The sequence below is a fragment of the Veillonella sp. 3627 genome (assembly GCF_003992195.1).
Classification (GTDB): domain Bacteria; phylum Bacillota; class Negativicutes; order Veillonellales; family Veillonellaceae; genus F0422.
This window is the reverse complement of sequence record NZ_RQVG01000003.1, coordinates 89,025-113,420: the sequence shown is the minus strand read 5'-3', so window position 1 is coordinate 113,420 and position 24,396 is coordinate 89,025. Positions and strand designations below refer to the sequence as shown.

Annotated in this window: 21 protein-coding genes; 6 read left to right on the top strand and 15 right to left on the bottom strand. The window is 39.1% G+C overall.

All coding sequences use genetic code 11. The annotated features are described in order from the left end of the window. The first annotated feature begins 252 nt into the window (after positions 1-252). Entirely contained in the window at positions 253-1,842 is a 1,590-nt protein-coding gene (locus EO114_RS02745; RefSeq protein ID WP_127061388.1) for a peptide chain release factor 3, read from the top strand. Positions 1,843-2,035: 193 nt separating this feature from the next. Here the strand turns inward: EO114_RS02745 and EO114_RS02740 are convergent, their stop codons facing one another. Continuing rightward, complete coding sequence (locus tag EO114_RS02740; protein ID WP_127061386.1) at positions 2,036-2,872, bottom strand: polysaccharide deacetylase family protein; 837 nt, start codon at positions 2,870-2,872, stop codon at positions 2,036-2,038. 450 nt (positions 2,873-3,322) lie between these two features. Between EO114_RS02740 and EO114_RS02735 the strand changes: the two genes are divergently transcribed. The 5 genes from EO114_RS02735 to EO114_RS02715 all read left to right on the top strand — a co-directional run bounded on the left by EO114_RS02735 (position 3,323) and on the right by EO114_RS02715 (position 8,387). Further along, complete coding sequence (locus tag EO114_RS02735; protein ID WP_009372238.1) at positions 3,323-4,567, top strand: sodium/glutamate symporter; 1,245 nt, start codon at positions 3,323-3,325, stop codon at positions 4,565-4,567. 143 nt (positions 4,568-4,710) lie between these two features. After that, positions 4,711-5,838: an acyl-CoA dehydrogenase family protein gene (locus EO114_RS02730; RefSeq protein WP_127061384.1), complete on the top strand. Its 1,128-nt coding sequence runs from the start codon at positions 4,711-4,713 to the stop codon at positions 5,836-5,838. Positions 5,839-5,928: 90 nt separating this feature from the next. Then, positions 5,929-6,753: a phosphate/phosphite/phosphonate ABC transporter substrate-binding protein gene (locus tag EO114_RS02725; RefSeq protein WP_127061382.1), complete on the top strand. Its 825-nt coding sequence runs from the start codon at positions 5,929-5,931 to the stop codon at positions 6,751-6,753. Between the two features lie 40 nt (positions 6,754-6,793). Next, positions 6,794-7,930 (top strand): cobalamin-independent methionine synthase II family protein, encoded by a 1,137-nt coding sequence (locus tag EO114_RS02720; protein WP_206168660.1) that lies wholly within the window; start codon positions 6,794-6,796, stop codon positions 7,928-7,930. Further along, positions 7,923-8,387, top strand: a complete 465-nt coding sequence (locus EO114_RS02715) for an OsmC family protein (protein ID WP_127061378.1) — start codon at positions 7,923-7,925, stop codon at positions 8,385-8,387. Before EO114_RS02720 ends, EO114_RS02715 begins: the two co-directional genes overlap by 8 nt. Positions 8,388-8,544: 157 nt before the next feature. On the opposite strand, the gene rsmA is transcribed toward EO114_RS02715, so the two are convergent. From rsmA to EO114_RS02645, 14 genes are all read right to left on the bottom strand, one after another. Next, positions 8,545-9,405, bottom strand: a complete 861-nt coding sequence (gene rsmA, locus EO114_RS02710; RefSeq protein WP_127061375.1) for a 16S rRNA (adenine(1518)-N(6)/adenine(1519)-N(6))-dimethyltransferase RsmA — start codon at positions 9,403-9,405, stop codon at positions 8,545-8,547. An 8-nt stretch (positions 9,406-9,413) separates the two neighbouring features. Beyond that, entirely contained in the window at positions 9,414-9,953 is a 540-nt protein-coding gene (gene rnmV, locus EO114_RS02705) for a ribonuclease M5 (protein WP_127061373.1), read from the bottom strand. A 298-nt stretch (positions 9,954-10,251) separates the two neighbouring features. Then, positions 10,252-10,902, bottom strand: a complete 651-nt coding sequence (locus tag EO114_RS02700) for a G5 and 3D domain-containing protein (RefSeq protein WP_127061371.1) — start codon at positions 10,900-10,902, stop codon at positions 10,252-10,254. A 631-nt stretch (positions 10,903-11,533) separates the two neighbouring features. Beyond that, on the bottom strand, positions 11,534-13,654 hold the full coding sequence (ppk1, locus tag EO114_RS02695; RefSeq protein ID WP_127061368.1) for a polyphosphate kinase 1: 2,121 nt from the start codon (positions 13,652-13,654) through the stop codon (positions 11,534-11,536). 10 nt (positions 13,655-13,664) lie between these two features. Further along, positions 13,665-15,227: a Ppx/GppA phosphatase family protein gene (locus EO114_RS02690; RefSeq protein ID WP_127061365.1), complete on the bottom strand. Its 1,563-nt coding sequence runs from the start codon at positions 15,225-15,227 to the stop codon at positions 13,665-13,667. A 69-nt stretch (positions 15,228-15,296) separates the two neighbouring features. Continuing rightward, positions 15,297-16,064, bottom strand: a complete 768-nt coding sequence (locus EO114_RS02685) for a TatD family hydrolase (RefSeq protein WP_127061362.1) — start codon at positions 16,062-16,064, stop codon at positions 15,297-15,299. Then, positions 16,064-18,013: a methionine--tRNA ligase gene (gene metG, locus EO114_RS02680; protein ID WP_127061360.1), complete on the bottom strand. Its 1,950-nt coding sequence runs from the start codon at positions 18,011-18,013 to the stop codon at positions 16,064-16,066. Before metG ends, EO114_RS02685 begins: the two co-directional genes overlap by 1 nt. After that, positions 18,006-18,872, bottom strand: coding sequence for a 16S rRNA (cytidine(1402)-2'-O)-methyltransferase (gene rsmI / locus EO114_RS02675; RefSeq protein WP_127061358.1), 867 nt, complete (start codon positions 18,870-18,872; stop codon positions 18,006-18,008). Before rsmI ends, metG begins: the two co-directional genes overlap by 8 nt. Beyond that, on the bottom strand, positions 18,865-19,584 hold the full coding sequence (locus EO114_RS02670) for a tRNA1(Val) (adenine(37)-N6)-methyltransferase (protein ID WP_127061356.1): 720 nt from the start codon (positions 19,582-19,584) through the stop codon (positions 18,865-18,867). Before EO114_RS02670 ends, rsmI begins: the two co-directional genes overlap by 8 nt. Beyond that, a complete protein-coding gene (locus EO114_RS02665; protein ID WP_009372216.1) occupies positions 19,574-20,419 on the bottom strand; it encodes a stage 0 sporulation family protein in 846 nt (281 codons plus the stop codon). Before EO114_RS02665 ends, EO114_RS02670 begins: the two co-directional genes overlap by 11 nt. Next, positions 20,419-21,462, bottom strand: coding sequence for a hypothetical protein (locus EO114_RS02660; protein WP_127061353.1), 1,044 nt, complete (start codon positions 21,460-21,462; stop codon positions 20,419-20,421). The genes EO114_RS02665 and EO114_RS02660 overlap by 1 nt, the downstream gene beginning before the upstream one ends. A 200-nt stretch (positions 21,463-21,662) precedes the next feature. Further along, entirely contained in the window at positions 21,663-22,343 is a 681-nt protein-coding gene (locus tag EO114_RS02655; protein WP_126941107.1) for a thymidylate kinase, read from the bottom strand. A 42-nt stretch (positions 22,344-22,385) separates the two neighbouring features. Further along, positions 22,386-23,882: an aminotransferase class I/II-fold pyridoxal phosphate-dependent enzyme gene (locus EO114_RS02650; RefSeq protein ID WP_127061351.1), complete on the bottom strand. Its 1,497-nt coding sequence runs from the start codon at positions 23,880-23,882 to the stop codon at positions 22,386-22,388. Between the two features lie 253 nt (positions 23,883-24,135). Continuing rightward, on the bottom strand, positions 24,136-24,333 hold the full coding sequence (locus tag EO114_RS02645; protein WP_009372177.1) for a hypothetical protein: 198 nt from the start codon (positions 24,331-24,333) through the stop codon (positions 24,136-24,138). Between the last annotated feature and the right edge of the window lie 63 nt (positions 24,334-24,396).

Genomic DNA, 24,396 nt, shown 5'->3' with positions numbered 1-24,396 from the left:
AGGAGCTCTCATTTTAAACCACAATACTTTCTAACCTCATACTTCTCTCGCTATCTTTCATACTCCTTTAAAACTTCCTATCAGTGCTACTTTTGCACAGAATTTTACAAACCTATGACTTATCTTATTCATAACCATATCCGCCGTTTTTCAACTTTCAGTATCATATCCTATACAGGGAGGGTTCAAATAGTATATAATTTTAAAGATATGAAAGTATATAACATACACATGTATTTATAGAGGTGAATTATGACATTTTTAGAAGAAGTAACTCGGCGCCGTACGTTCGCCATCATTTCTCACCCAGATGCGGGTAAAACAACATTGACGGAAAAGCTTTTGCTATACGGTGGTGCTATCCACTTGGCAGGGTCTGTTAAATCTAGAAAAACACAAAAATATGCCGTATCTGACTGGATGGAAATTGAAAAGCAACGTGGTATCTCTGTGACGAGTTCTGTATTGCAATTCGATTACGATGGTCATCGTGTGAACATCCTAGATACGCCTGGTCACCAAGACTTCTCTGAAGATACCTACCGCACCTTAATGGCAGCAGATAGCGCTGTCATGTTGATCGACGTAGCAAAAGGTGTGGAAGCGCAGACGAAAAAACTATTCGCCGTTTGTAAAGAACGTGGCATTCCTATTTTTACCTTCGTCAACAAGATTGACCATTTCGGACGCAATCCATTTGACTTGATGGAAGAAATTGAAAACTCTCTTGGCATTCGTGCGGTTCCTATGAACTGGCCTGTGGGCATCAACGGCGAGTATCAAGGGGTATATGACCGGGAAACGAATACTGTAGAATTATTTGAAAAAGACGAATCCCATGGTCAAAAAAAGCTAGCTTCCACCAAAGGCGATGTGCACGACCCAGCATTCCGTGAGCTATTAGGAGAAGAGGTGCATCAATCCTTAATCGATGACATTGAACTTCTCGACGTGGCTGGTGATGCTTTTGATTTAGACAAAGTAAAAGCTGGTGAATTAACACCTATGTTCTTCGGTTCTGCGATGACAAACTTTGGGGTTAAACCATTCCTTGAAAAATTCTTGGAGTTAGCTCCTATGCCAGCCCCACGTGTAGCCCGTGAGGAAACGGTAGAACCTACGTCTGAAGATTTCTCTGCCTTCGTTTTTAAGATCCAAGCCAACATGAATCCGAACCATCATGACCGCATTGTATTCATGCGCATTTGTTCTGGTAAGTTTGAAAAAGGCATGAATATACTTCACCAACAATCTGGTAAAACCTTACGCTTATCTCAACCACAGCAATTCTTAGCCACAGAGCGCACTATCATTGATGAAGCCTATCCAGGGGACATCATTGGTGTCTTCGATGCAGGTACTATGGGTGTAGGTGATAGCTTATGTGCATCCAATCACAAAGTGACATTCAGTGACTTCCCTGTGTTCCCTCCAGAATTTTTTGCTCGTGTGACACCAAAAGATTCTATGAAACGGAAACAATTCCTAAAAGGTATGACTCAATTAGCGCAAGAAGGGGCTGTACAAATCTTTGAACCGCTCTACTCTATGGATTCTTTCGTGGTAGGTGCTGTAGGTATGCTTCAATTTGAAGTATTACAATATCGCTTGAAACACGAATACGGCGTTGATCTTGTGAACAACTCCTTACCATATGGCGTAGCCCGTTGGATCGATGGTGAAGTAGATGTAAACAGCTTAAAAGGTATGGACAATGCCATGATCGTAAAAGATAATCGTGGTCGTCTTGTCGTTCTAATCTCCAATGAATGGCAAATGGGTTGGGTTGTAGAGCGTAATCCAGATGTTACCTTCTTACATACCCCTAAAATAGAAGCATAAGTACGAATACAACTAAAATCGTATTCCTATCGATGTGGTTGTTCTTATTGGTTCACCACATGTATAGTAAACATAAAAACCGCCTAGGCGATACTATCTTGTATCATCTAGGCGGTTTTAATTTGATCCATATATGTGTTATATATTATGTATTCTTCCTAGTTGTATGTCATTTCAGTATCTGGAAATATTCCTAAAACAACGGTTCCAAATCTGCTAATCCTTTTAAATTCCATTCTAACAATTTATCATGAATACGCCACATAAAAGCATTTTCCCATGGATAATGAAGGCGAACCCAAAAGTTTTGAAATGGTGTGTCATTGAAGAATACAGCTTGTCGTGGCAAATTAAATAGATTCTGTCCTGACTCTACATTCCCTGCTTGTACTGTAAAAGCCATACGATACCCACTTTCTTCTGCTATCCTATCTATATCTTTATTGGAAAACCCACCTGGATACGCAATGTAACGAACAGGATGCTTCATACGATCTTCTAACACCGCTTTTGAGCCAATCAATTCATCACGTGCTTGGTCTAGGGACATACTTCGCAAGTCTTTATGATTCACCGTATGGCTTTGGATATCGATTCCATTAGCTTGCATTTCTTTCAACTGTTCTACATTGACAAAGCGACTTTCACCAAATGCACTAGTAATCATAAACAAGGTAGCTTTCATATTGTATTCTTTTAAAATAGGGAATGCGTACTTATAGTTATCAATATAGCCATCATCAAATGTAATGAGAACTGGTTTATCAGGTAATTCCGTTCCCTTTGTCATGTAATCATATAACTCATCCATAGTAATTGTATGATATCCCTCATCATGGAGATATTGCATTTGTTTCTTAAACTCTTCTGGGGGAACCACCAAAGAATGACGTATACCTGTATCGATTCGATGATAATTTAAAACTGGTACACCTACAGCTTTGTAATCCCAAGATCGCTGATACTGTATTCCTAAATATATACCGATGACCACAATTAGCCCTAGTATACCTAAAATAATTCGTTTCACATTAACCTCACGTGTCAGTAACTTTACTTAATACATAAAAATTAAAATAGCGATGTAAATCTATCCTTATTATAGTACCACACTTCGCTAAACTTATCAGTTATTTTTCATAAGTTTGACATATAGTAATAGAATTATTCATCATATTTCCTTTTATTATTATACTTTTTTTGCATTAATTTTATGATTTTTTTTCATTATAATATTGGTATGTATACATCATGCATTATTATCTATATGCCACTATCTACTTATTTCTCTACATTCTATAGAATTTATACTGTCATTGTTTACAATTAATCTATTTTCTATTGTATTTACTATCTATGAAAAGAGCGCATACAAAGCACTATAGTGCCAAAAATCACTATGACGAACACCCCTATTTCATGCTATGATAAAGACATAAGTTTTATCTAATGTGCTTCTTATTCCAAAGGGGGTTGTACTATGAAAGGTCTTATCGACTTGAGTCTAGTCAATGGAATCTGGACATTAAAACTGTCCATGATTCAAACGGTGGCATTAGCTATTGTCACATTGTATTTAGGGGAATTTATCAAAAAACATTCTCCATTTTTACAGCGTGTGAGCATGCCTGCACCAGCCGTAGGTGGTTTACCATTTGCATTCTTATGTGCATTCTTATCTTATTATAAAATTGTAAACATTACCTTCGATGGTGCTTTGCAATCATTCTTAATGTTGGCTTTCTTTACCACTATCGGTCTTATGGCAAGTCTAAACGTACTTAAAAAAGGTGGCGTCGCTATTATCTTCTTCTGGATTGTGTGTACTATCTGGATTGTCTTCCAAAATGGCGCTGGCATCTTAATTGCGAAAGCAATGGGTATTGAGCCAATCTTTGGTATTATGGCTGGTTCCGTTTCTATGATGGGCGGTCTTGGTACAGCAGGTGCCTTCGGTCCTCACTTTGAAGAATTAACAGGTATCCCTGGTGTGGCTTCCGCTGCTATAGCAGCCGCTACCTTCGGTATGGTAGCTGGCACATTATTAGGTGCTCCTGTAGGTGACCGCATCATCAAAATGCACAATGTCCCTACTCCAGTGGATCATCCTGAGTTATTAGAAGCTGACGGTATTGATATTAATGAATCCGATAGTGAAAGTAAATTATTCGACTTACATTCCTTGATGCATGTCATTGCTTTCGTAGGTATTTCTCTTGGTCTCGGTACACTTGTGAGTGCCCTTCTATCTTCCGTATTTGGTCCATTACCAGCTTACATCGGGGCAATGATCGTCGGTGCATGTATCCGAAATTATGCTGACTTCACTGGTCATATTACAATCAACAGTGCTGCACTAGATGCTGTTTCTAATGTTTCCTTAAGTATCTTCGTTACAATGGCCATCAATAGCTTGAAATTAGCACAATTAGTAGATTTAGCATTACCATTAATGGCAATCCTAGCTGCACAAATGGTGTTGATTACTATCTTCGCATACTTAATCTACTGGTTGTTCAAACGCAACTACGATTCCGTTATGTTAGGTGCTGGTGCTATTGGTTTCGGTCTAGGTGCTACACCAAATGCTTTAGTAAACATGTTGTCCTTGGCTTCTAAATACGGCCCATCTCCAAAAGCATGGTTAGTCGTATCCTTAGTAGGTGCCTTCCTCATCGACTTTACTAACGCATTCTTAATCACATTTATGGCAAAATTAATCTAATGATTGCTCAAAAGACAGTCTTTGCTTGCAAGGACTGTCTTTTTAATTTATACATTTTTATCATACTTTCTATCTTTTTTATGAAATAGCACTATGATATAATAATTTTAGTTATTATATTCTAATATGTGGAGGGACATAGTATGAGTAACTTTTATAATGAAGCTAGACAATTTGCAGAACAATTTATCGATCCAATTGCTAGAGAGATTGATGAACAAGAGCGCTTCCCTGAGGAAGTATTTAAAGAATTAGGAAAAGCTGGATATTTCAAATTGATGATTCCTACAGAGTTAGGTGGCTTAGGAAAAACAATGAAAGAACATGCAGAAGCATGCCGTGCTTTTGCTAAATCTAGCGCCACTGTCGCATTATGCTATATGATGCATAATGTAGCTTTGAACTGTATCCTTTCCTATGCAGATGATGCACTAAAATCTAGAATTTGCAAGGATATTGTCGAAAATGAAAAATTTATGGCTCTAGCTTACAGTGAATTGGGTACGGGCACTCATTTCTATATTTCTGATGTAAAAACAGCTTTCAAAGATACATCTGTTGTATTTAATGGTCTAAAAAGCATGGTTACCTCTGCGGAATATGCTTCTTATTACTTAGTCCTCACTCCTTCTGACGTAGAAGGTGGCATTGATAACTGGGTATTCCCATTGGGTACTCCTGGCTTAGATTTCAAACCGTCCACATGGCATGGCCTTGGCATGCGTGGCAACGTATCTTGCCAAATGGAAATCAATGATGTGGAATTAGATAAAGGCTTACGTATTGGTACTGCTGGTTCTGGCGTAGACCAAGTATTCACGATCGTTGCAACGTACTTCATCACTGGTCTTGCGGCTGTGTACACTGGTTTATGTGAAGCTATTTTAGCAGAAGCCATTGACCATACTACAAACAGAAAATACCCTGATGGTAAATCCCTCAGCGAAATTGAAACTGTGCAAATTCACTTAGCAAAAATTTATAGTCAAACTAACTCTGCAATCCTTAGCACCAACGAAGCAGTTCGCAGCTTCTTAGCTAATGATGCCGACATGTTAGCTAAAATACTATCCGCTCGTATTGTTGCCAGTGAAACAGCTATTGAATTAGCTCGTTTAGGCATGCGTGTAGGTGGTGGTAAAGCCTATAACCGTGCAGGTAATATGGAACGTTATTTACGTGACTCCTTTGCTAGTCATATCATGGCTCCTAGTGTAGACGTTTTAACAGTATGGTTAGGCAAAGCTATTACAGGACAACAACTACCATAAAAAACAATACACATAACAAGTAAAAGGGGAAGCTACCATGTCCCCTTTTTACTTAATTCACTAGTATTATTGACAATGAGGTATACACCTATGAACAAATTAAGAATTGGCGCTGTTATCTATAATCCAAAAGTAACTGTTATCTGGGGCATTATTGCGAAGTTTTTTGAAGATGAACAATTCCCTATCGAACCTGTGTATTACAAAGATTACAAAGCACAAGTAGATGGTTTATTAGCTGGCGAAATTGATGTGGCTTGGAACTCTCCATTAGCTTGGTTAGATACACATATTCGTACAAAAGGAACGGCTTTAGATGGTTCTATGCGTGATACTGACCAAAATCGTTGCTCTTATTTAGTAGTAAAAAACAATAGTGGCATTACTACTCTTGCTGACTTAAAAGGCAAAACCATTGGCTTTGGCGCTATCGACTCTCCACAAGCTCGTTTAATTCCAATTAACCATTTACATACTCATGGATTAGAGTTTGGTACCGATTATGTAGAAAAGCGCTTTGATATCGGTGTAGGTCTTCATGGTGACCATGTAGGTGGTGAGTTAGATTCAGCTATGGCTCTAAAACATGGCGAAGTAGATGCTACTTGGATGTTAGATTTAAACTACAACACTTGGATTGGTGATGGCACACTAGATGAAAGCCAAGTGACAATCCTATCTAAAACTGACCATTTCGATCATTGTATTTTCTCTGGTCATCCAAATCTTGAAAAAGATAGATTTGAAAAGTTCATCGAAGTACTTCACAAAATGGATTATAACAACCCAGATCATAAAGAAATGATGGATATGGAAGGTCTTAAAAAATGGGTATATGGCCGTACTACTGGCTTTAAACAAATTGGAGAGGCGAACGAATATTTACACTTCTTTAATGACTTTCACGGAGAATAATATGGATACTTCCTCCTTTATGATCTCACTGCTAGGTAGCATGCCTAGAAGCAAAGAACTGCTAGGTGCTAAACGAAAGTTACTAAAAGGAACGATTGATGCATCCACCTATGAAGAGTTACTGGATGCGGAAACAAAATATATTGTGGAACTTCAAGAAAAAAATGATATAGATATCATTACCAACGGAGAACTGCGTCGTGATAATTACGTGTCCTTTATCGCAGAACGTTTACAAGGAGTTACCATGATGAGCATGGCAGATATGTTGGATTACATCGAAGATAAACAAGGTTTCGAACAGATTTTAGAGATTTTAGATGTACCTGCTATCAGTATTAAGAATGCCATTTGCACTGGAAAAGTTACCTATCACAAACCACTAGTCGCTGACGAAATGGTCGCCTTAAAAGAGATGACGAATCGAAAAGTAAAAGCCACTTTACCGGGCCCTTACTTAATGACCCGTTCTATGTGGTTACCCGCCTTATCTAGCAAGTTTTATACTTCCAAAGAAGAACTAGGAAAAGATATTATCCAGGTATTACAACAAGAAATTGATGCCTTAAGTGCTATCGGTGTAGATATCGTACAATTTGATGAGCCTGCATTAACAGAAGTTGTGTTTTCTGAAGGAAAAACTAGATCTTTCATGTGTGCTGCTCTGTCAGAGAAAAAAGATCCTACGGAAGAATTAGCCTTTGCTACACAACTCTTAGAGGCTGTCGTTTCCTACGCTAAGAAAAAAGGTATCTTAGTATCACTTCACGTCTGTCGTGGTAATTGGAGCCGTAATGAAAGTATTTTATTAAAAGGTCCTTACACACCTTTGGTGCCGCTCTTTGAAACGGTATTACCTCATATTTTAACATTAGAATTTTCCACGCCTAGAGCAGGAGAAATTTCTTCCTTACTGAGCAGTACTAAACTACGAGAGCACTGTATCCTAGGTCTAGGTGTCATGAATCCTAGAACGGACGAAGTTGAATCCCTAGAGAGCATTGTAAATCGCGTGAAAGAAGTCCTTCAGTTCTTGCCCAAGGACCGTGTATGGATCAATCCAGATTGTGGATTTGCTACCTTTGCCAATCGTCCAGTTAACAGTCTAGATATCATCGACAAAAAACTAGCTCGTCTCAAAGAAGCCAAAGATCTATTGAGGGCCAATTATGAATGATATCTATGAGTCCACTCATTACGACTTATCCTTACGTGGTGTATTAATGGATGATACTTTCAAAGTATACACAGCGAATAATGCCATACAAGTGACTAGTGATGTTAACTTTGATATCCAAGGTGATGCTAAGAGTAGCCTTAACTATTTTGCCTCATCTATTATGGGTGGCATTGCCCACACGATCATCAACGAAGGAAAACGCTCTCATCTTGACATAGAAGAATTAGAAGGTAAAATACACCTTACGTTAGCCGAGCCCTTAACCATATTAGGTGTAAAAGGGTATGAGGAAGCCCCTTCTATTACCGCATGTCATATCACGTATTATGTATATGCAGACACCGATGATGATACACTCATTTCTGTTTGTCATAACGCTCTACAAAGAAGTTATATCTATCAGACCCTACAACGTGCTATGGAGCTAACCATACAGTTTACGCCTTTAGTATAATCTAGTACACAAAAAGGACTATACCCATCTATTGGGTATAGTCCTTTTTATTGTTTATTTATAAAGTTTTGAAGTCAGTTGCATGCGCAAAATAGGAACTCTATTTCCTCATCAATTAGAGACAAATATGTCCTTGCTTATCCAACCTTTACATATATTATCCTTCTTGATCTAGCTCATACCAAGCGTTACCGATACGAGCAAATTCATCTAAGGTAAATGTCTCTCCACGACGTGATCCATCAATATTAGCTTTTGCCAAAATGGCTTCGATAGCTTCTTTGCTCAGTCCAGTGGTCTTCATTGTGTTGCTGAACGTCTTACGCCGTTGTGCAAAACCTGCTTTCACAGCACGGAAGAAATACGCTTCACTATGGACTTTCACAGGTGGTTCACTGCGCAATGGACAACAAATCACCGCACTAGTCACCTCAGGCGCCGGTAAAAACGCCTTAGGTGGCACATCCATGACAATATATGGGTCTGTATAATATTGCACCGCCACCGATAAAGCGCCATACATTTTTGTACCTGGCTTAGCAATCATACGCTCTGCCACTTCTTTTTGCACCATTAATACTAATCGTTCAATAGGTAATTTAGATTCCAGCAAAGACATAATAATTGGTGTCGTAATATAGTATGGTAAGTTCGCTACTACCTTGAACGGTTTATGGTCCATTAATTCTGGGATATTGACTTTTAATACGTCCCCATGAATGATGCGCACATTATCGTATGCCTCTAGGGTCGTGTCTAAGACCTCTAACAAACGTCTATCTAGCTCTACAGAAGTAACATTAGCCCCACTTTGTGCCAAACCTTGCGTTAAGGTACCAATCCCAGGACCTACCTCTAACACTACATCGCCTACTTCTAATTCCGCAGCCTGCACAATCTTATCCACCACAGTGCGCTTAATCAAAAAATTTTGCCCTAATTTTTTACTCATTTGAATGCCAAAACGTTTACATATATAATGTACAACCTCTGGACTTGCAATGACTGATTCTATCATGTATTCTCCTACTGTATTTCTTCTTCTGAAAGTGCCGCAAAAAATGCTTCACGGCTGATACCGTAATGATTTAATCGATACAAAAACTGCTTCCCATTCCCATAGCCTATACCCAGCTTAGCACCAATACGAGCCCTCATAGCAGCACTGCTAGATCCTCCACTCAAATCATGTTGTACTAAATCTTGCATCGTAAACAACTCTGAAGATTCCATAGATTCTATGTGAAGCACTTCTAAGGCCTTACGGATGGATTCAGGACTTGCCTGCTCAATCCCAATATCATCATTGGCATAGGCTTCTTCACGTGGTACAAAGGCATGCTGAGCCAAAGGGAATCGCTTCGTCAAAAAACGTCGAATCCGTTCACCTGCATAATCTGGATCCGTCAGAATAATAATCCCCCTCTTTTCATAGGCATCCTTAATCCGACTGAGCACAGGCTTACGCAAATTAAACCCTTCCGTAGCAATACACTCCACCTCTAAGGCTTGTTGTACCCGTTGAATATCTGATTTTCCCTCAACCACCAAGACTTGTTTTAACATAAGCTCCTCCACAATATAATATTCTATTATTATACCATACATCGAAACCTATGGCATGCTCTAACAAATCATACTGCACCTAACAACAAACCACACATAGCCCAAAATTGCCAAATAACGCTGCTCCGAGACGAACACAATTAGACATAGTAGTCTATGGCGTTCACTTTTAAAGTCTAAACATGCAGAAGAGCACGGCATGTTCCTGAACAAACATTACGTAGTGCCGTTTGTGAAGGAATGTGCCGTGCTCTTCTATCAATATAAAGTTAAAAACAAAACGCCATAGATACATAGACTAAGAAGAAAGGATATACACATCTACTGTGCGTCGTCCAAATTGCATAGCAGATCCATAGTCTTCTAACACTACATCAATACGATTCCCAATAATGTCTCCACCTGTATCGGCAGCAATGGCCTCACCATATCCAGGTATATATACTCGTGTTCCTAAGGGAATCACATTAGGATCTACAGCTACTACTCCATGACGAGCACGAATACCTGTGGCAGTAATACCATCTCCACCACCATCTGTTGGCAAGTATGCTGTAGCCTCCATTGTAATGACTTCTCTCACACGATCATAAGAACGTGAGACTTCTACTTCTCGAGTACCAACTTGAACCACTTTTGGTTGCATTGGAGTAATCGTTTTACGTTGTAATTCTTTTGTGTCTATCACATCGCCTTGCTTATAGTGAATTTCTTCTTCCACTTCATCAAGTCCTACTGTACCTTCTTGTAAAACTTTTTCTTCACCTTTTGGTAAAGTATCTACTCGTTCATATTGTACCACTACTGGCACTTCTACTGTTCGTGTTTCTATCTTCGTAGTTTGGAATCCATGATTCCACATAAAGCCTGAGACTGTAACAAAGACTACTAGTAACAGTGTGAGCATAAGCACTGCTTTTTGCTTTTTCTGTATTAATTGATTTGTCATCTATTACCTCCATGGTTGGCATTCTACCATAGATGGATAGATAAAGTCAAACATACGCTCCAAAAACTCCTATTAAAGCCATTTTTTAGTATATTATTTATTTAAAAATGAATTCTCTCTTCATTTTTAGTCCACTGTATAAAGACATTTCATTTTGATTAATTCAGCTATTAATTATACTCAAATATTCTCATTTTGATAATTACTGAATTATCTATAGTTTTAACATATAATAGACTCTTAACTGACACCCATCAGAAAGTATGTGTATAACTATATCCATAAGCATCATATAGCATACAATCTATGATTAGGTTGTATATATTGTATTTTTAAAATAGCCCTGTTCTATTGATAATGCAAAATTGATATGATACGCATTTTAGTAATACCCCATTCCTAAAAATCATAATTTGTCCATAGTACATTTAAAAAAATTAGCCATAAATTTCACGAATCGTGTTATTTACAGCTAATTTCATCAATTATATCTTATTTTACTGCTATCATGGACTATTTATTCACTACATTTTCACGCATATAGACATCCTTTGAGTACCTTTCATAATCTTTTAAAACATGGTATATACTTATATCTAATATGCTGCAAAGTATTTCCAGTCCTATGCCTTTACTTAGCATGATCAGTACTGTCAAATTCTAAAATTGGCTCCCACACGCCTAATGCGGCTATACCTTCTGTTGTCTCCATATCCTTAGGATTCAGAAATGAAAGTTGGGCACATACCTTATCTTCTTTAGCAATGACCTTACGATAAGAACCATCAGCTCGCATGACATGGGCTTTTTGATTATCCGCTAAGTAAACTTCTAAAATGTGTTGTAATTCTTTCTGTAAAGCCATATCTTCTACAGGAACCATTAATTCCACTCGATCATTTAAATTCCGTGGCATCCAATCAGCACTAGAAATATAATAGGGACTCTCGCTATGATTCTTAAAATATAAAATACGATGATGTTCTAAGAATCGCCCCACAATGGATCGCACAGTAATATTGTCACTAACCCCCTCAATCCCCGGTCTAAGGGTACATATACCACGAACGATGAGATCAATCTTGACCCCCTTACAAGAAGCTTCGTATAACTTAGCAATGATTTCTTTATCTAGTAAAGAGTTCATCTTTGCAATGATATGCCCGCCCTTACCTTGTTCTACGGCACGTATTTCTCCCTCAATCAAATCCATTAAAGACGATCGCAAAGTCAATGGAGCTACAATAAGATGCTGCCACTGCTGTGATTCTGCATATCCAGAGATGGTATTAAAGAATAGGGAACTATCATCTGCATAGGACTCACGACAGGTCAATAAGCCACAGTCTGTATAATATTTAGCAGTCTTCCCATTATAATTGCCTGTAGCAAAATGCATATATCGGCGTAGTACATCGCCTTCTTTACGGACCACCATAGTAATTTTGGAATGCGTCTTAAGCCCTCTTAAGCCATAAATAACATGACAGCCAGCTTTTTCTAAACGCCGTGCCATAATAATATTATTTTCTTCATCAAAGCGAGCTTTAACTTCCATCAACACGGTAACTTGTTTGCCTAGTTCTGCTGCTTTCACCAACGCGGCTACGATAGGAGAATCCCCACTGACGCGATACAAGGTTTGCTTGATAGCCAGTACATCAGGGTCTACAGCTGCTCTAGCTATAAATTCTTCTACCACGGAAAAAGAATCAAATGGATGGTGCAAGAGTCTATCTTTTTCGCGGATATAATCAAATATAGCTGAAGTACCTTGCTCCGTTACGCAAGGAAGTTCTCGTCTTGTAAAAGCAGGATATCGCAAATGGTCGTAGCCAGGTAAATTGCAAAACTCTCCAAAAGAGGCTACGTCCAAGATTCCTTCTGCTATATAAACAGCTTCTTTTTTTGCCTGCAATCCTTGTAAGACAAATTCCAATAACTGTGGATCGTAATGTTCACATACTTCCACACGTACCACTTCCCCACGGCGACGACGGCGAAGAGATTTTTCAATCTCCCGCAGTAAATCCGTTGCTTCTTCTTCGATGTCTAAATCCGCATCACGTGTCACACGGAAGGTGGTAAAGGAATCGATATGATGACCCACAAAGAAATCTTCACAATAATAATTGATGACATCCTCTAACATAACGAAGTGACGATGCACAGTATTCGGTACTTCAATAATTCGATTCAATACAGAGGGAATCGGCAAGATAGCCATCTTCTCTTGGCCTTTATCATGAATAGGGTGAATCTTTACCACTGAGTTTATTGTTTTATTCACCAAGAATGGAAATGGATGGCTCGCATCCACAGCTAGTGGCGTAACGACTGGAAAAATATGAGTGCGAAAATATTGGTATAACCAACGTAATTCACTTTCTTTTAGGTCTTTTACTTTGACAAAGTGTAGACCTTCTTTTTGTAGGCGTTTCAAAATATCATGGAAATAGGTATATTGTAAAGATACTAATTTTTTCGTAGCCTCACTGATGGCTTTTAATTGTGCTTTGGCATCCATATGGGCGGCATCGTATTTAATAATATTACTCTGCTCTTGATGACGCAGTCCAGATACGCGAATCATAAAAAATTCATCTAAGTTAGAACTGCCAATGGTCAAAAATCGTAATTTTTCCATGAGTGGATTACTTCTGTCGATAGATTCTTGCAAGACTCGTTGGTTGAACTTCAGCCAAGACAATTCACGATTAAAATAATACTTTGGATTATCAAAGTCTTTCATAGTATCACTCCTAACGAACTTTCCAATGTATCACTAATTCACGTTTAAATTCTTTCTTACACTGCTTTTTTAATTTTTCGATAGCCATCTCCATCATAGGAATATGGCTTAATTCTTTCACCTTAACATACATATCTATTTGTTTATCCGTAATATAGGTTTGAAAGGAACGTATGGTACGTTCATGACTTTCTTCAAAAGCCTCTGCTAAGGCTAAGGGAAAGGACAATTTCTGTATCATCTCCCGATCCCCTTCTTTTAGTAGTGAGAGATACGGAGACTGCTTAATAAATTTGCTATTTGCTCCATGGGAATAGGATGCAATAAACGCACTAAGTAATTGTTCTCGGTGAGATAATCCATAGAGGTTGCTATTAATAATCATATACGCACTATGTCGTGCATGGCTATAATAGTTAATTTGTTTTCCTAAATCATGGAGCAAAGAAGCTACTTTCAAGATTAATTTTAAGCGCTCTCCTTCTGGCAGTAGTTCTTTCCATTGTTTATAAATCTGTTTTGCTAGTTTCGCAATATATAAAGAATGGTCCACATCGTGAGGTGTGAAAGAGCGCAGTACATTCAAAGTAGAGTGGGTCACAATATCATCTACAATGCCATTTTTTTGAAGACATGGTAGCCCATACTTCTCTTCTGAATAGTTAGCTCCATAATACTGAAAGAATAGCCCTTCCCGCAAGCCACAACCGCTGACAATCATGGACGATGCCCTTGTATACTCCATCAATTCCATAATAATGGCCATACCTGCTACGATGATATCGGCCCGTTCCGCAGATAACCCAGAAATCTTTTTCCGTTCCTCCCACGGTGTTTCTTTCACCCGATGAAACAAAGCCTCCATACCCGCTTTTTTTACCTTGTAATTGTGCAGTTTAGGGATGGGATAATTTTTCTCCCGTTGGTCCATTTTGGCAATATTTCGGGCTGTCCCTCCAATTCCAATAAGAGGTAATTTGGCATGTTTCAACCAACTTTCACGATGCAATACCTCTTGGATATAACGCACCATAGCTTCGTATTCGGCACTTGTAAACTCATGACCCGATTTAAATTGTCCTGTCATCACAAGAGCCCCCATAGGAAGGCTAACAGATTTTTTTAATTGTCGATTTTCAATTAAGCTAATTTCTATACTAGCTCCACCAAGGTCAAATACAATAAAATCATCTAATCCTATGGTATTGACAACACCTAAAAATCCTAAATATGCCTCTTCCTCTCCACTAATGGCACGTAAAGGAATCCCTGTTTCTGCATATACACGACGAATAAAGCTATTACCATTTGTGGCCAATCGCACAGCCGCTGTAGCAATACCTTGAATCTCTGTAACTCCCATAGCCTTTGCCATATGCAACAAGGCTTTCAATGTTTTAATGGCCCGTTCCATAGCAGGTTTTGTCAACATTTGATGAGTCCACATACCCTCACTGAGGCGAATGGACTCCTTCTGTTGATATACCAAGCGATAACTGCCTGAATCTGTAATTTCTGAAATGACAAACCGTACTGAGTTTGATCCTAAATCTATTAATGCTACTCGTTTCATAGGTCTCCTATGTACACAGAAAGGCACTTTCCGTATATGCTACTGTGAAAGTGCCTTTCTCATTCTATATTACTCAATACCAAAACAACGCTTACCATTCTCTAAGGCAATAGCAGCTAGTTCTTCTACATCCATACCACGCAATTGTGCAATTTCTTGAGCCACAAATTGTGTTTTACATGGATCATTGCGACGCCCTCTAAATGGAGGTGGCGTCAAATAGGGGGAATCTGTTTCGATGAGCAAACGGTCCAATGGAATGTGCTTCGCTACTTCTTTTAGATTCGTAGATTTAGGGAATACTACAGGTCCTGCAAAGGAAATATAATAGCCCATTTTAATAAATTCTTTTGCCATTTCTAAACTGGTTGAAAAACAATGGAAGACCCCATAATTACCTTTTCCATGTTCTACTAGCATATCTCGAATAGCCCCGTGCGCATCACGATCATGGATAATAATCGGTAAATCCACTTCTCTAGCAATGGCTAATTGGCGTTTGAAAGACTCTGCTTGCACATCTCTATCAGAAAAATCATAGTAATAGTCTAAACCGATTTCGCCAATGGCTTTTACTTTAGGATGGGACGCCATTTGTTTAAACCATGCATAGTCTTCTTCTGTGGCATCTTTAGATTCATGTGGATGCACACCTACCGCTGCATAGACACGGTCATACTGTTCAGCCAAAGCAATGGCAGACTCTGCTGTTTGACGATCCACAGCAGGGCACATAATATACTCTACGCCTTGGTCAAAACAGTCTTGAATCATCTGTTCCCGATCATTATCAAATCGTTCATCATTGATATGCGCATGTGTATCAAACAATCGCATTATCTCACCACACTTCCTGGAGTTAAGGATTCAATATTGGTTACTTCTAATTGATCCTCTTCATTAGAAGCGGATAAAATCATACCTTCTGACATATGGCCCATGATTTTTTTCGGCGCTAAGTTTGCCAAATAAATCACTTTTTTGCCAATTAAGTCTTCTGGTTTGTAGAATTGAGAGATACCACTCACTACCGTGCGTGTTTCAATACCTAAATCTAAGGTAAACAACAACAGTTTTTTAGATTTTTTTACAGCTTCGCAAGTCAATACTTTCGCTACCCGTAAATCTAGTTTTGCAAAATCATCGTATTCGATGGCCTCTTTAATCGGTGGAATATTGCTAGTATCTACCACTTCCTCAGTGGATTCTTCTGCAGCTTCTGGCGCCACTTCTACCATTTCAGGAATTTCAAAACGTGGGTAGATTGGATCTCCTTTTACTACTTTTGTACCAGTCGGAAGAGCCCCAAATGTGCGTACATCATCTAGCATAGCTTGTGCAAACCCTTGTAAACCAAGTTGTTCCCAAATTTTAGGAGCCCCTGTTGGAATCACTGGATCCACTAAGACAGCGATAATACGCAAGGATTCTGCCAAATGATACATGACAGCTTCTAAGCGTTCTGCATCGCCTTCGTTAGCCCCTTTTGCGAGTACCCAAGGCATCGTTTCATCAATGTATTTATTCGTACGACCAATGAAAGCCCACACAGCTTTAAAGGCTTTGTTGTACTGCATATCTTCCATCAATTGTTCGTAGTCTTTTACTGTTTGCTCAGCTAAAGCAATTAAATCCTTGTCAACATCTTCTGTTGGCGCATGTTTTGTAATAATACCACCATGATATTTTTCAATCATCGCTACGGTACGATTCAACAAGTTACCAAGGTCATTGGACAAGTCTGCATTGATTTTCGTAATAAAGTTAGGCAAGCTAAAATTACCGTCATTGCCCAAATGCACTTCATTCACCAAGAAATAGCGCAACGCATCAGAACCGTAAGTATCAATCAATGGAATTGGGTCGATCACATTGCCTAAGGATTTACTCATTTTTGTACCATCTACTACAAGCCAGCCATGACCATATACTTTTTTCGGCAATGGCAAGCCAAGACTCATGAGCATAATCGGCCAAATGATCGTATGGAAACGAACGATTTCTTTCCCTACTAGGTGCAAGTCTGCAGGCCAGTACGTTTCAAATAAATCACTGTTTTCATCCAATGGGTTTAAAGCAGAAATATAGTTAATCAACGCATCAAACCATACGTACATAACATGTTTTTCATCAAATGGTACTGGAATGCCCCAGTTAAAGCTAGTACGAGATACTGCCAAATCTTCTAGGCCTTGTTTCACGAATTGAATCATCTCATTACGACGAGATTCTGGTTGAATAAAATCAGGATTCTCTTCTATAAATTTGAACCATTGATCAGCGTATTTATTCATGCGGAAGAAATAACTCTCTTCTTGTACTACTTCTAATGGACGACCGCAATCAGGACATGTTTTTTCTGGACCTAATTTAGATTCTGGCCAGAATGTTTCGCATGGTACGCAGTATAAACCTTCGTATGAAGATTTGTAAATATCTCCATTATCGAATGCTTTTTGGAATAAATGTTGGCAATATTTGATATGTCTTTCATCTGTAGTTCTAATAAAATCATCATGAGAAATATTCAATTTTTCCCACAAATGTTTAAATCCATCAACGATTTGCGTTGTATATTCTAAAGAAGTAATCCCCATAGATTCCGCCATACGTTGGATCTTTTGGCCATGTTCATCAGAGCCTGTTAAGAAACGCACATCATAGCCAGCTCTGCGTTTGAAACGAGCAATTGTATCAGCAATGGACGTACAGTATGTATGCCCAATATGTAATTTCGCACTTGGATAATAAATTGGTGTCGTAATATAATATGGCTTCTTAGTCATCTGTTCTCTCCTTACTATACCATTCAATTTCATTATATATATCGCGCCGTGAAAGGCCACGCTCTTTTGCAATTTGACGGGCTGCCTCTTTTTTTGGCACCCCTTCTTCGATTAAGGCTAAGGCTGCCTCTAGTGGTGAAAGCACTACTTCCTCCACCTTCGTTTCATCTGTCACAGTCTCCTTGCCACCCACCAAGAGGACAAATTCCCCTTTTTCTACGATTTGACCGAAATCATTTCGTAACGCTAGCAAGGTAGTTCGTGTAAAAGTTTCAAACTTTTTCGTCAGTTCACGACCTACTGTGATAGGGCGATTCCCCAGCCCTTCATATAAGTTTTGGATAGTTTCTTCTATACGATGGGGAGCTTCATAGAAAATCAGCGTTCCTTCATAGGTAGCAATCCGTGATAACACCTCTTTTACATTCTGCTTTCGTTTCGGCAGAAAACCTATGAAGTGAAATTCCTTTGTGTTTTGCCCTGATGCGATAAGCGCCGTTAGACCTGCATTCGCACCTGGTAAAGGAACAATGGGTATTCCCACCTCGATAGCCTCTTTCACCAAATCTTCACCGGGATCAGAAATGGCAGGCATCCCCGCATCACTCACAAGCCCTACTGATTGACCTTCTAATAGGCGTCCAATCAGTTCTATACCTTTGTCCACCTTATTATGCTCGTGATAGGATATCATAGGCTTTACAATATTAAAATGTTGTAATAATACCCCTGTATGACGCGTATCTTCCGCTGCTATCACATCTACTTCTTGTAATGTACGCACAGCCCGATAGGTCATATCTTCTAAGTTCCCAATGGGTGTGGGAATTAAAAATAATGTCCCTTTATGACTACTCATAATATGCTTGTACCTCATCTGAATAGGAACCATCCACTACGTAAATATATAAAGGTGGTTCAACTACCATACCTAGTTTTCCACCATATTTTAATTCTAATAATACTAACTTGCTCACTTTATCTTGGTTACCATGAACAAAGCGCATTCGTTTTACCCTAAATTGAGTCTGTTCTATAGCACTCAGTAAGGATTCTAACCGTGGGGTTGTATAAATCATCCACAGTGTGCCACCAAATTTTAAATACCGTTGAGCTTGTACCAATCTATCTTTCATAGAGTGTTGTTGTTCATGTAAGGCTAATGCTATACTTTCTTCTTGTGATAGAAGTCCACTATTCGATTCAAAATAGGGCGGATTCATGTAGATACCATCAAACTGACCATAATACGGTTTGCCATCATCGGTCATGTAATCTAGGTCCACCATAGATACAGCATCTGCAATATCATTATGAATAACACTTTTCTGAGCTAACTCAATCACACAGGAATTACAATCTACCCCCACTACATGACGAGCTCCACGATGGTACAATACATGGGGAATCACTCCTGTGCCTGTACCTAATTCTAAATAGTTCTTATTGGGTTTTGCCTCTCCAAAATGAGCGAGTAAAATAGCATCAATAGAAAACTTAAACTCTTTTTCGTCTTGAAACAACTGAAACCCACTTAGTAATAATTCTGTGATTGTAATATTACTCTTCATCCGGCAATGCCACTTCCGACCAATGTAAGTCGATAGTTCGTCCCGCTTCTAATTGTACTTTTACTGTCTTTTTCATAGTATTGATTTTTAAAACTTTTCCTAACCCTTCATCGGTGACTACTTCTTTACCGATACCAGGTGGCTCTGCTACAGGAGCTGGTTGTTTTACTTTTTGCGAATACAAGTCTCCTCCTTTTAGGTAGGAGTCATTTTCATAGTTCAAACAACACATCAAGCGACCACAAATGCCAGAAATTTTTGTTGGATTTAAGCTCAAATTTTGATCTTTCGCCATACGAATAGATACAGACGCAAAATCGCCTAAGAAGTTAGCACAGCATAATGGACGTCCACAAGCACCAATTCCATTTAATACTTTTGCTTCATCGCGCACACCAACCTGTCGCAATTCAATGCGCGTACGGAATACATTAGCCAAATCTTTTACTAATTCTCGGAAGTCAATTCGACCTTCTGCAGTAAAGAAAAATACAATTTTATTCATATCAAATGTGTATTCCACATTGATTAATTTCATAGGCAATCCACGATAAGCGATTTTTTCTAGTCCAATCTCAAAAGCTTTTTCTTCTCGCTCTCTATTTTTCTCTACTTGTTTAAAATCTTTTGGCGTGGCTTTACGTGTCACTTCTTTCAGCGGTTGCACCACGCTATCTTTCGATACTTTTCGTGGTCCAATTACGACTTCCCCAAATTCCAAACCACGAGAGGTTTCTACTATGACCCCATCTCCTGTCGTAAGGGTTACAAACCCTGGACTAAAGTAGTAGATTTTGCCAGCTTTTTTAAAGCGTACTCCTACTATAGTAACCACTATATATCCTCCTTCACAGCCTCCCTTAAGGCTAATATAACTCCATCTATAACAAGGCCTAAGCGCACATTAAGGCGCAACGCCTGTTCTGCTTCTAATGTAATGGGCACAATTCGTTGCAAAGATTTTGATGACCATCGTGGTAAAATCATTTGCATACGGAATCTATACTCACTTAGTATTATCTTTTCACTCTCTGTACCATATCGCAAGGCTAGCATATCTCTTGCTAACACACGTAACCAGCTCAATATATCGAGTACTACTTCTTTTGAAAGTCCCTCAAAGGATAGAGCTAAGGTAGTAAAGAAATGACTTCTTTCTACTACGCATTCTAGTACTTCCATAGCCTTTTCTAAACTTTCAATACCACCAGCCTGCGCCCACTGACGAGCTAATGTTGGATTTCCACGAGCACTTCGCACAGCACGTCGAATATCTCCTGTATACCCTTCTTTAGTTAGGGCTTGTACCAATTCTTCTTCTGGCACTGGTTGCATACCGATAAGCATACATCGTGACACGATGGTGGGTAGTACATTGTCGATATTGGTAGTGACAATGATAAAATACATATTCCGTGGTGGTTCTTCAATCGTTTTTAGCATCGCATTCGCTAAGACAGTATTGGCTGTCTGAAAACCTTCTACGATAACCACCCGCGGTGTATCACTAGATACATTGATATACTTCTCTAATAAGGTATACCATTGTTCCACACTGAGCTGTGTTTTCATAGGGCGAATCCAAAAGGCTTGACCTTGATCAATATAGATTGGCAATCCTTTATCTTTGACTGCGCTCTCACTTTCACCAGACTCAATGCGTTGTTGCTCTATAGTGGATAAAAAAGTTCGTCCTTCATCAGGAGAAAAAATCTGACGTCCCACTAATAGGGACCCAATGGCGATGGCCATGGATGTCGATTCTAAACCTGCTTCTCCGTAGAGCAGTAAGCTATGGGGCAAAGCAGAATCTCGGATTAATGTACTAATTTGTTCTTTCACTTGATGTTGACCAAGTACAGTTTCAAAAAATGACATACATCCTCCTTTACCTCATAAGACTACGCTTTATTATAGCATGTTATGGCAATAAATACACGAATAAAAGAAGAAACACCCCATGGTTTCGGCAAAATATTTGCACTCCATGTGGTGTTTCTATCATATCCTTTTTTGAACATGTATCATACCATAACAGACTATCCATGATACTATAGGCACATTCCATTAGCTAGGGACTAGCCTTTACATATATATTGTTTTGCAATACCATACACTTCCTCATGAATGTCATCAATAGTGCGCAACTGATTGCTTTCATTCTCGCAGTGCACACGGTGCCAATCATAGGCATTCACCAACATATCATAAGCATCATGAACCGCCGTCAAATGAGAGGCGTCCTGTTCATGTATATCACCCGTATTGCCACCGGTTTTGCCTGTGCGTTCTGCTAACAACGCTTTGGACAACGATAGTGGCATATCTAATAGAATCACTGCATCAGGTCTTGGTAACCCATATAAATCGTACTCTAATTGATCAAGCCATTGTAAAAACGTATTTCGTTCTTTTTTATCAGTGTACTTTATCATTTGATGCACCATATTCGATGTAGTATACCGATCGGCAATAATGATGCCACCTTCTTCGTAAAAGCGTTGCCAATCTTGGCGATACGATGCAAATCGGTCTATGGCATAGAGCGTACTAGCCACATAGGCATTCACTGAGTTCGCCTCTTTTCCAAAGTCTCCTCGCAAGTACATTTTAATTGGTTCTGCTGCTGGACTATCGTAATTAGGAAAACTTACAGACCGTACTGGGTATCCTTCTGCTTTTAGTCGTTCCAATAATTTTGCTGTCTGCGTGGCCTTACCACTGCCGTCGCCGCCTTCAATAATAATTAATTGTCCCATATAAATCTCCTTATGACATCACAATTCTTCTCGTATACTCTGTCAATCCCGTACCTCTATCTCTCTATCTTTACACACGAGGATTGTCTGCAACTGGCGATCCCTAGCACCATTCGGTACATACCCATCACATTGTTTCTGTTTCATATATGCCAATACTTCTTCCGTTATAGTCTCACCTACACCTAGACAAGGAATTCCCGGTGGATAATAGGTAATCGTTTCCCCACTAATTCGCCCTAGGGCTTGTGGTAAAGGGATTTCTTCCATCTCTGTATAAAATGCTTGCCGTGGTGAAAGTGCCACGATTGGTGTGGGTAATGTTTCTACTGTACTTGCATAAAAATCAATAGAGTTAGTAATACTTTCAATCCTGTGTCTATATAGATCCGAAATATCCTGCACTGCATCTATGACCTGTTGTATAGATGTATCCGTATCACCTATGGTAATCAATAACAAGACATGGTAGGCTTTCATGAGTTCCACTTCAATATGACGGGCTCGCAACTCTCGTTCTAACTCTTGTGCAGTCAGTCCAAGGTTCTTTGCATCAATAATAATCTTAGTCTCATCCAAACTGAAAGCACCTTCTATGTCCTCAACACTAGGGCAAGCAATGCCAGGAATCTCATTCAGAGCCCTTCGCAAAGTACGAGCTAAGTTCAATGTATCTTTCATGAGAGATTGTCCCTCTGTAACCCATTGATGGCGTGCCATATCCAAAGATGCTAAGAAAATATAATTCGGACTAGTGCTCATCAAGATTTGTTGTAATCGTTGAATACGGTCTACATCAATACGAGACCCCTGTCCATGGAGCATCGAGGTCTGTGTTAAAGACCCTAATAACTTATGTGTACTTTGAGCGACTAAGTCTGCTCCACTCGCTAAAGCTGGCTCTGGCATTCCTAAAGATGATACAAGATGTGGTCCATGAGCCTCATCCACTAACACTAGCATATGTCTTTCATGAGCTACCTCTGCAATTCGTTTTGCATCTATGCCCACGCCATAATAATTAGGATGTACTAGCAATATAGCCTTTGCCTCTGGGTGTGCATCCATCGTAGCGATGGCCTCCTCCGCTGTAACCCCTACTGGTATGCCCCAGCGCGGATGAAAGCGCCCTTTCATATAGATAGGTTTAGCTCCACTCAATACTAAGCTATTATGAACAGAACAGTGAGCCTCTCTAGGAATGATGATGGATTCTCCTTCTTTCACTGCACTCATAATCATCATTTGAATCGCACCAGATGTTCCATTAATAGAAAACCATGTATGATCGGCTCCAAAGGCCTGTGCTGCCAGTTGTTGTGCTTCCAGCAATTCACGCTCTGGCTCATGATAATCATCGATAGCATACATTAAGCCTAAATCATAGGGTAAGGCCTTTCCCATCCACTCTGTGAGTAATGCAGGAGCTCCCTTACCAATCTTGTGACCAGGAGTATGAAAAGGCACCATATGTTGTTTTTTATATTGTTCTAAAGACTCCACAAAAGGAAGTCGATTTTGATTTAACCTTTGTTTCATATATTTACTGTTGATTCTTTTACAATATTATTAAATTTATAGATCTACATACTCTATTTAGTATTCTACCTTACTCTGTACATCGATTCAAGGTATTCTATCACCATCTAATTGTAGATTTCCACCATATTACATAAGGATATTATACACTGCATGATTATAAAGTTTATATGTAATATACTATCTTCTAGCTTTTTAAGAAACAAAAAACTGTTACAATTTGTAATTTCTTACAAACTGTAACAGTTTTTGATTATTTACTATATTCCGCAACGTATTGGGAACCTGCTTGCACATAGTGTTCCATTGTATTTGCCACTTGGTGTAAATCTTGACTAGTCAAAGCATTGATGTCTTGACCGCCCGTTGCACTATTGATAATTTGTGAAATTTCGTAACCACTATATCCTAGCACAGACAAGCGGTTGGATAAACTTTTAATTAAGCTCATTGCTAACCTCCATTTGTGTAGTAATTATTTGAATTCATTTCCAAAATTGGATCCTTCCGTGGT

What these genes read in the sequence shown, in the direction of transcription:
- EO114_RS02690 (WP_127061365.1), bottom strand. Translation starts at nt 15,227, where the DNA reads ATGAAACGAGTAGCATTAATAGATTTAGGATCAAACTCAGTACGGTTT.
- EO114_RS02730 (WP_127061384.1), top strand. Translation starts at nt 4,711, where the DNA reads ATGAGTAACTTTTATAATGAAGCTAGACAATTTGCAGAACAATTTATC.
- EO114_RS02700 (WP_127061371.1), bottom strand. Translation starts at nt 10,902, where the DNA reads ATGACAAATCAATTAATACAGAAAAAGCAAAAAGCAGTGCTTATGCTC.
- EO114_RS02685 (WP_127061362.1), bottom strand. Translation starts at nt 16,064, where the DNA reads ATGCGATTGTTTGATACACATGCGCATATCAATGATGAACGATTTGAT.
- rnmV (WP_127061373.1), bottom strand. Translation starts at nt 9,953, where the DNA reads ATGTTAAAACAAGTCTTGGTGGTTGAGGGAAAATCAGATATTCAACGG.
- EO114_RS02660 (WP_127061353.1), bottom strand. Translation starts at nt 21,462, where the DNA reads ATGTCATTTTTTGAAACTGTACTTGGTCAACATCAAGTGAAAGAACAA.
- EO114_RS02745 (WP_127061388.1), top strand. Translation starts at nt 253, where the DNA reads ATGACATTTTTAGAAGAAGTAACTCGGCGCCGTACGTTCGCCATCATT.
- EO114_RS02725 (WP_127061382.1), top strand. Translation starts at nt 5,929, where the DNA reads ATGAACAAATTAAGAATTGGCGCTGTTATCTATAATCCAAAAGTAACT.
- metG (WP_127061360.1), bottom strand. Translation starts at nt 18,013, where the DNA reads ATGACTAAGAAGCCATATTATATTACGACACCAATTTATTATCCAAGT.
- EO114_RS02715 (WP_127061378.1), top strand. Translation starts at nt 7,923, where the DNA reads ATGAATGATATCTATGAGTCCACTCATTACGACTTATCCTTACGTGGT.
- EO114_RS02670 (WP_127061356.1), bottom strand. Translation starts at nt 19,584, where the DNA reads ATGAAGAGTAATATTACAATCACAGAATTATTACTAAGTGGGTTTCAG.
- EO114_RS02720 (WP_206168660.1), top strand. Translation starts at nt 6,794, where the DNA reads ATGCCTAGAAGCAAAGAACTGCTAGGTGCTAAACGAAAGTTACTAAAA.
- ppk1 (WP_127061368.1), bottom strand. Translation starts at nt 13,654, where the DNA reads ATGAAAGACTTTGATAATCCAAAGTATTATTTTAATCGTGAATTGTCT.
- EO114_RS02650 (WP_127061351.1), bottom strand. Translation starts at nt 23,882, where the DNA reads ATGAAACAAAGGTTAAATCAAAATCGACTTCCTTTTGTGGAGTCTTTA.
- EO114_RS02645 (WP_009372177.1), bottom strand. Translation starts at nt 24,333, where the DNA reads ATGAGCTTAATTAAAAGTTTATCCAACCGCTTGTCTGTGCTAGGATAT.
- EO114_RS02735 (WP_009372238.1), top strand. Translation starts at nt 3,323, where the DNA reads ATGAAAGGTCTTATCGACTTGAGTCTAGTCAATGGAATCTGGACATTA.
- rsmA (WP_127061375.1), bottom strand. Translation starts at nt 9,405, where the DNA reads ATGATAGAATCAGTCATTGCAAGTCCAGAGGTTGTACATTATATATGT.
- rsmI (WP_127061358.1), bottom strand. Translation starts at nt 18,872, where the DNA reads ATGAGTAGTCATAAAGGGACATTATTTTTAATTCCCACACCCATTGGG.
- EO114_RS02655 (WP_126941107.1), bottom strand. Translation starts at nt 22,343, where the DNA reads ATGGGACAATTAATTATTATTGAAGGCGGCGACGGCAGTGGTAAGGCC.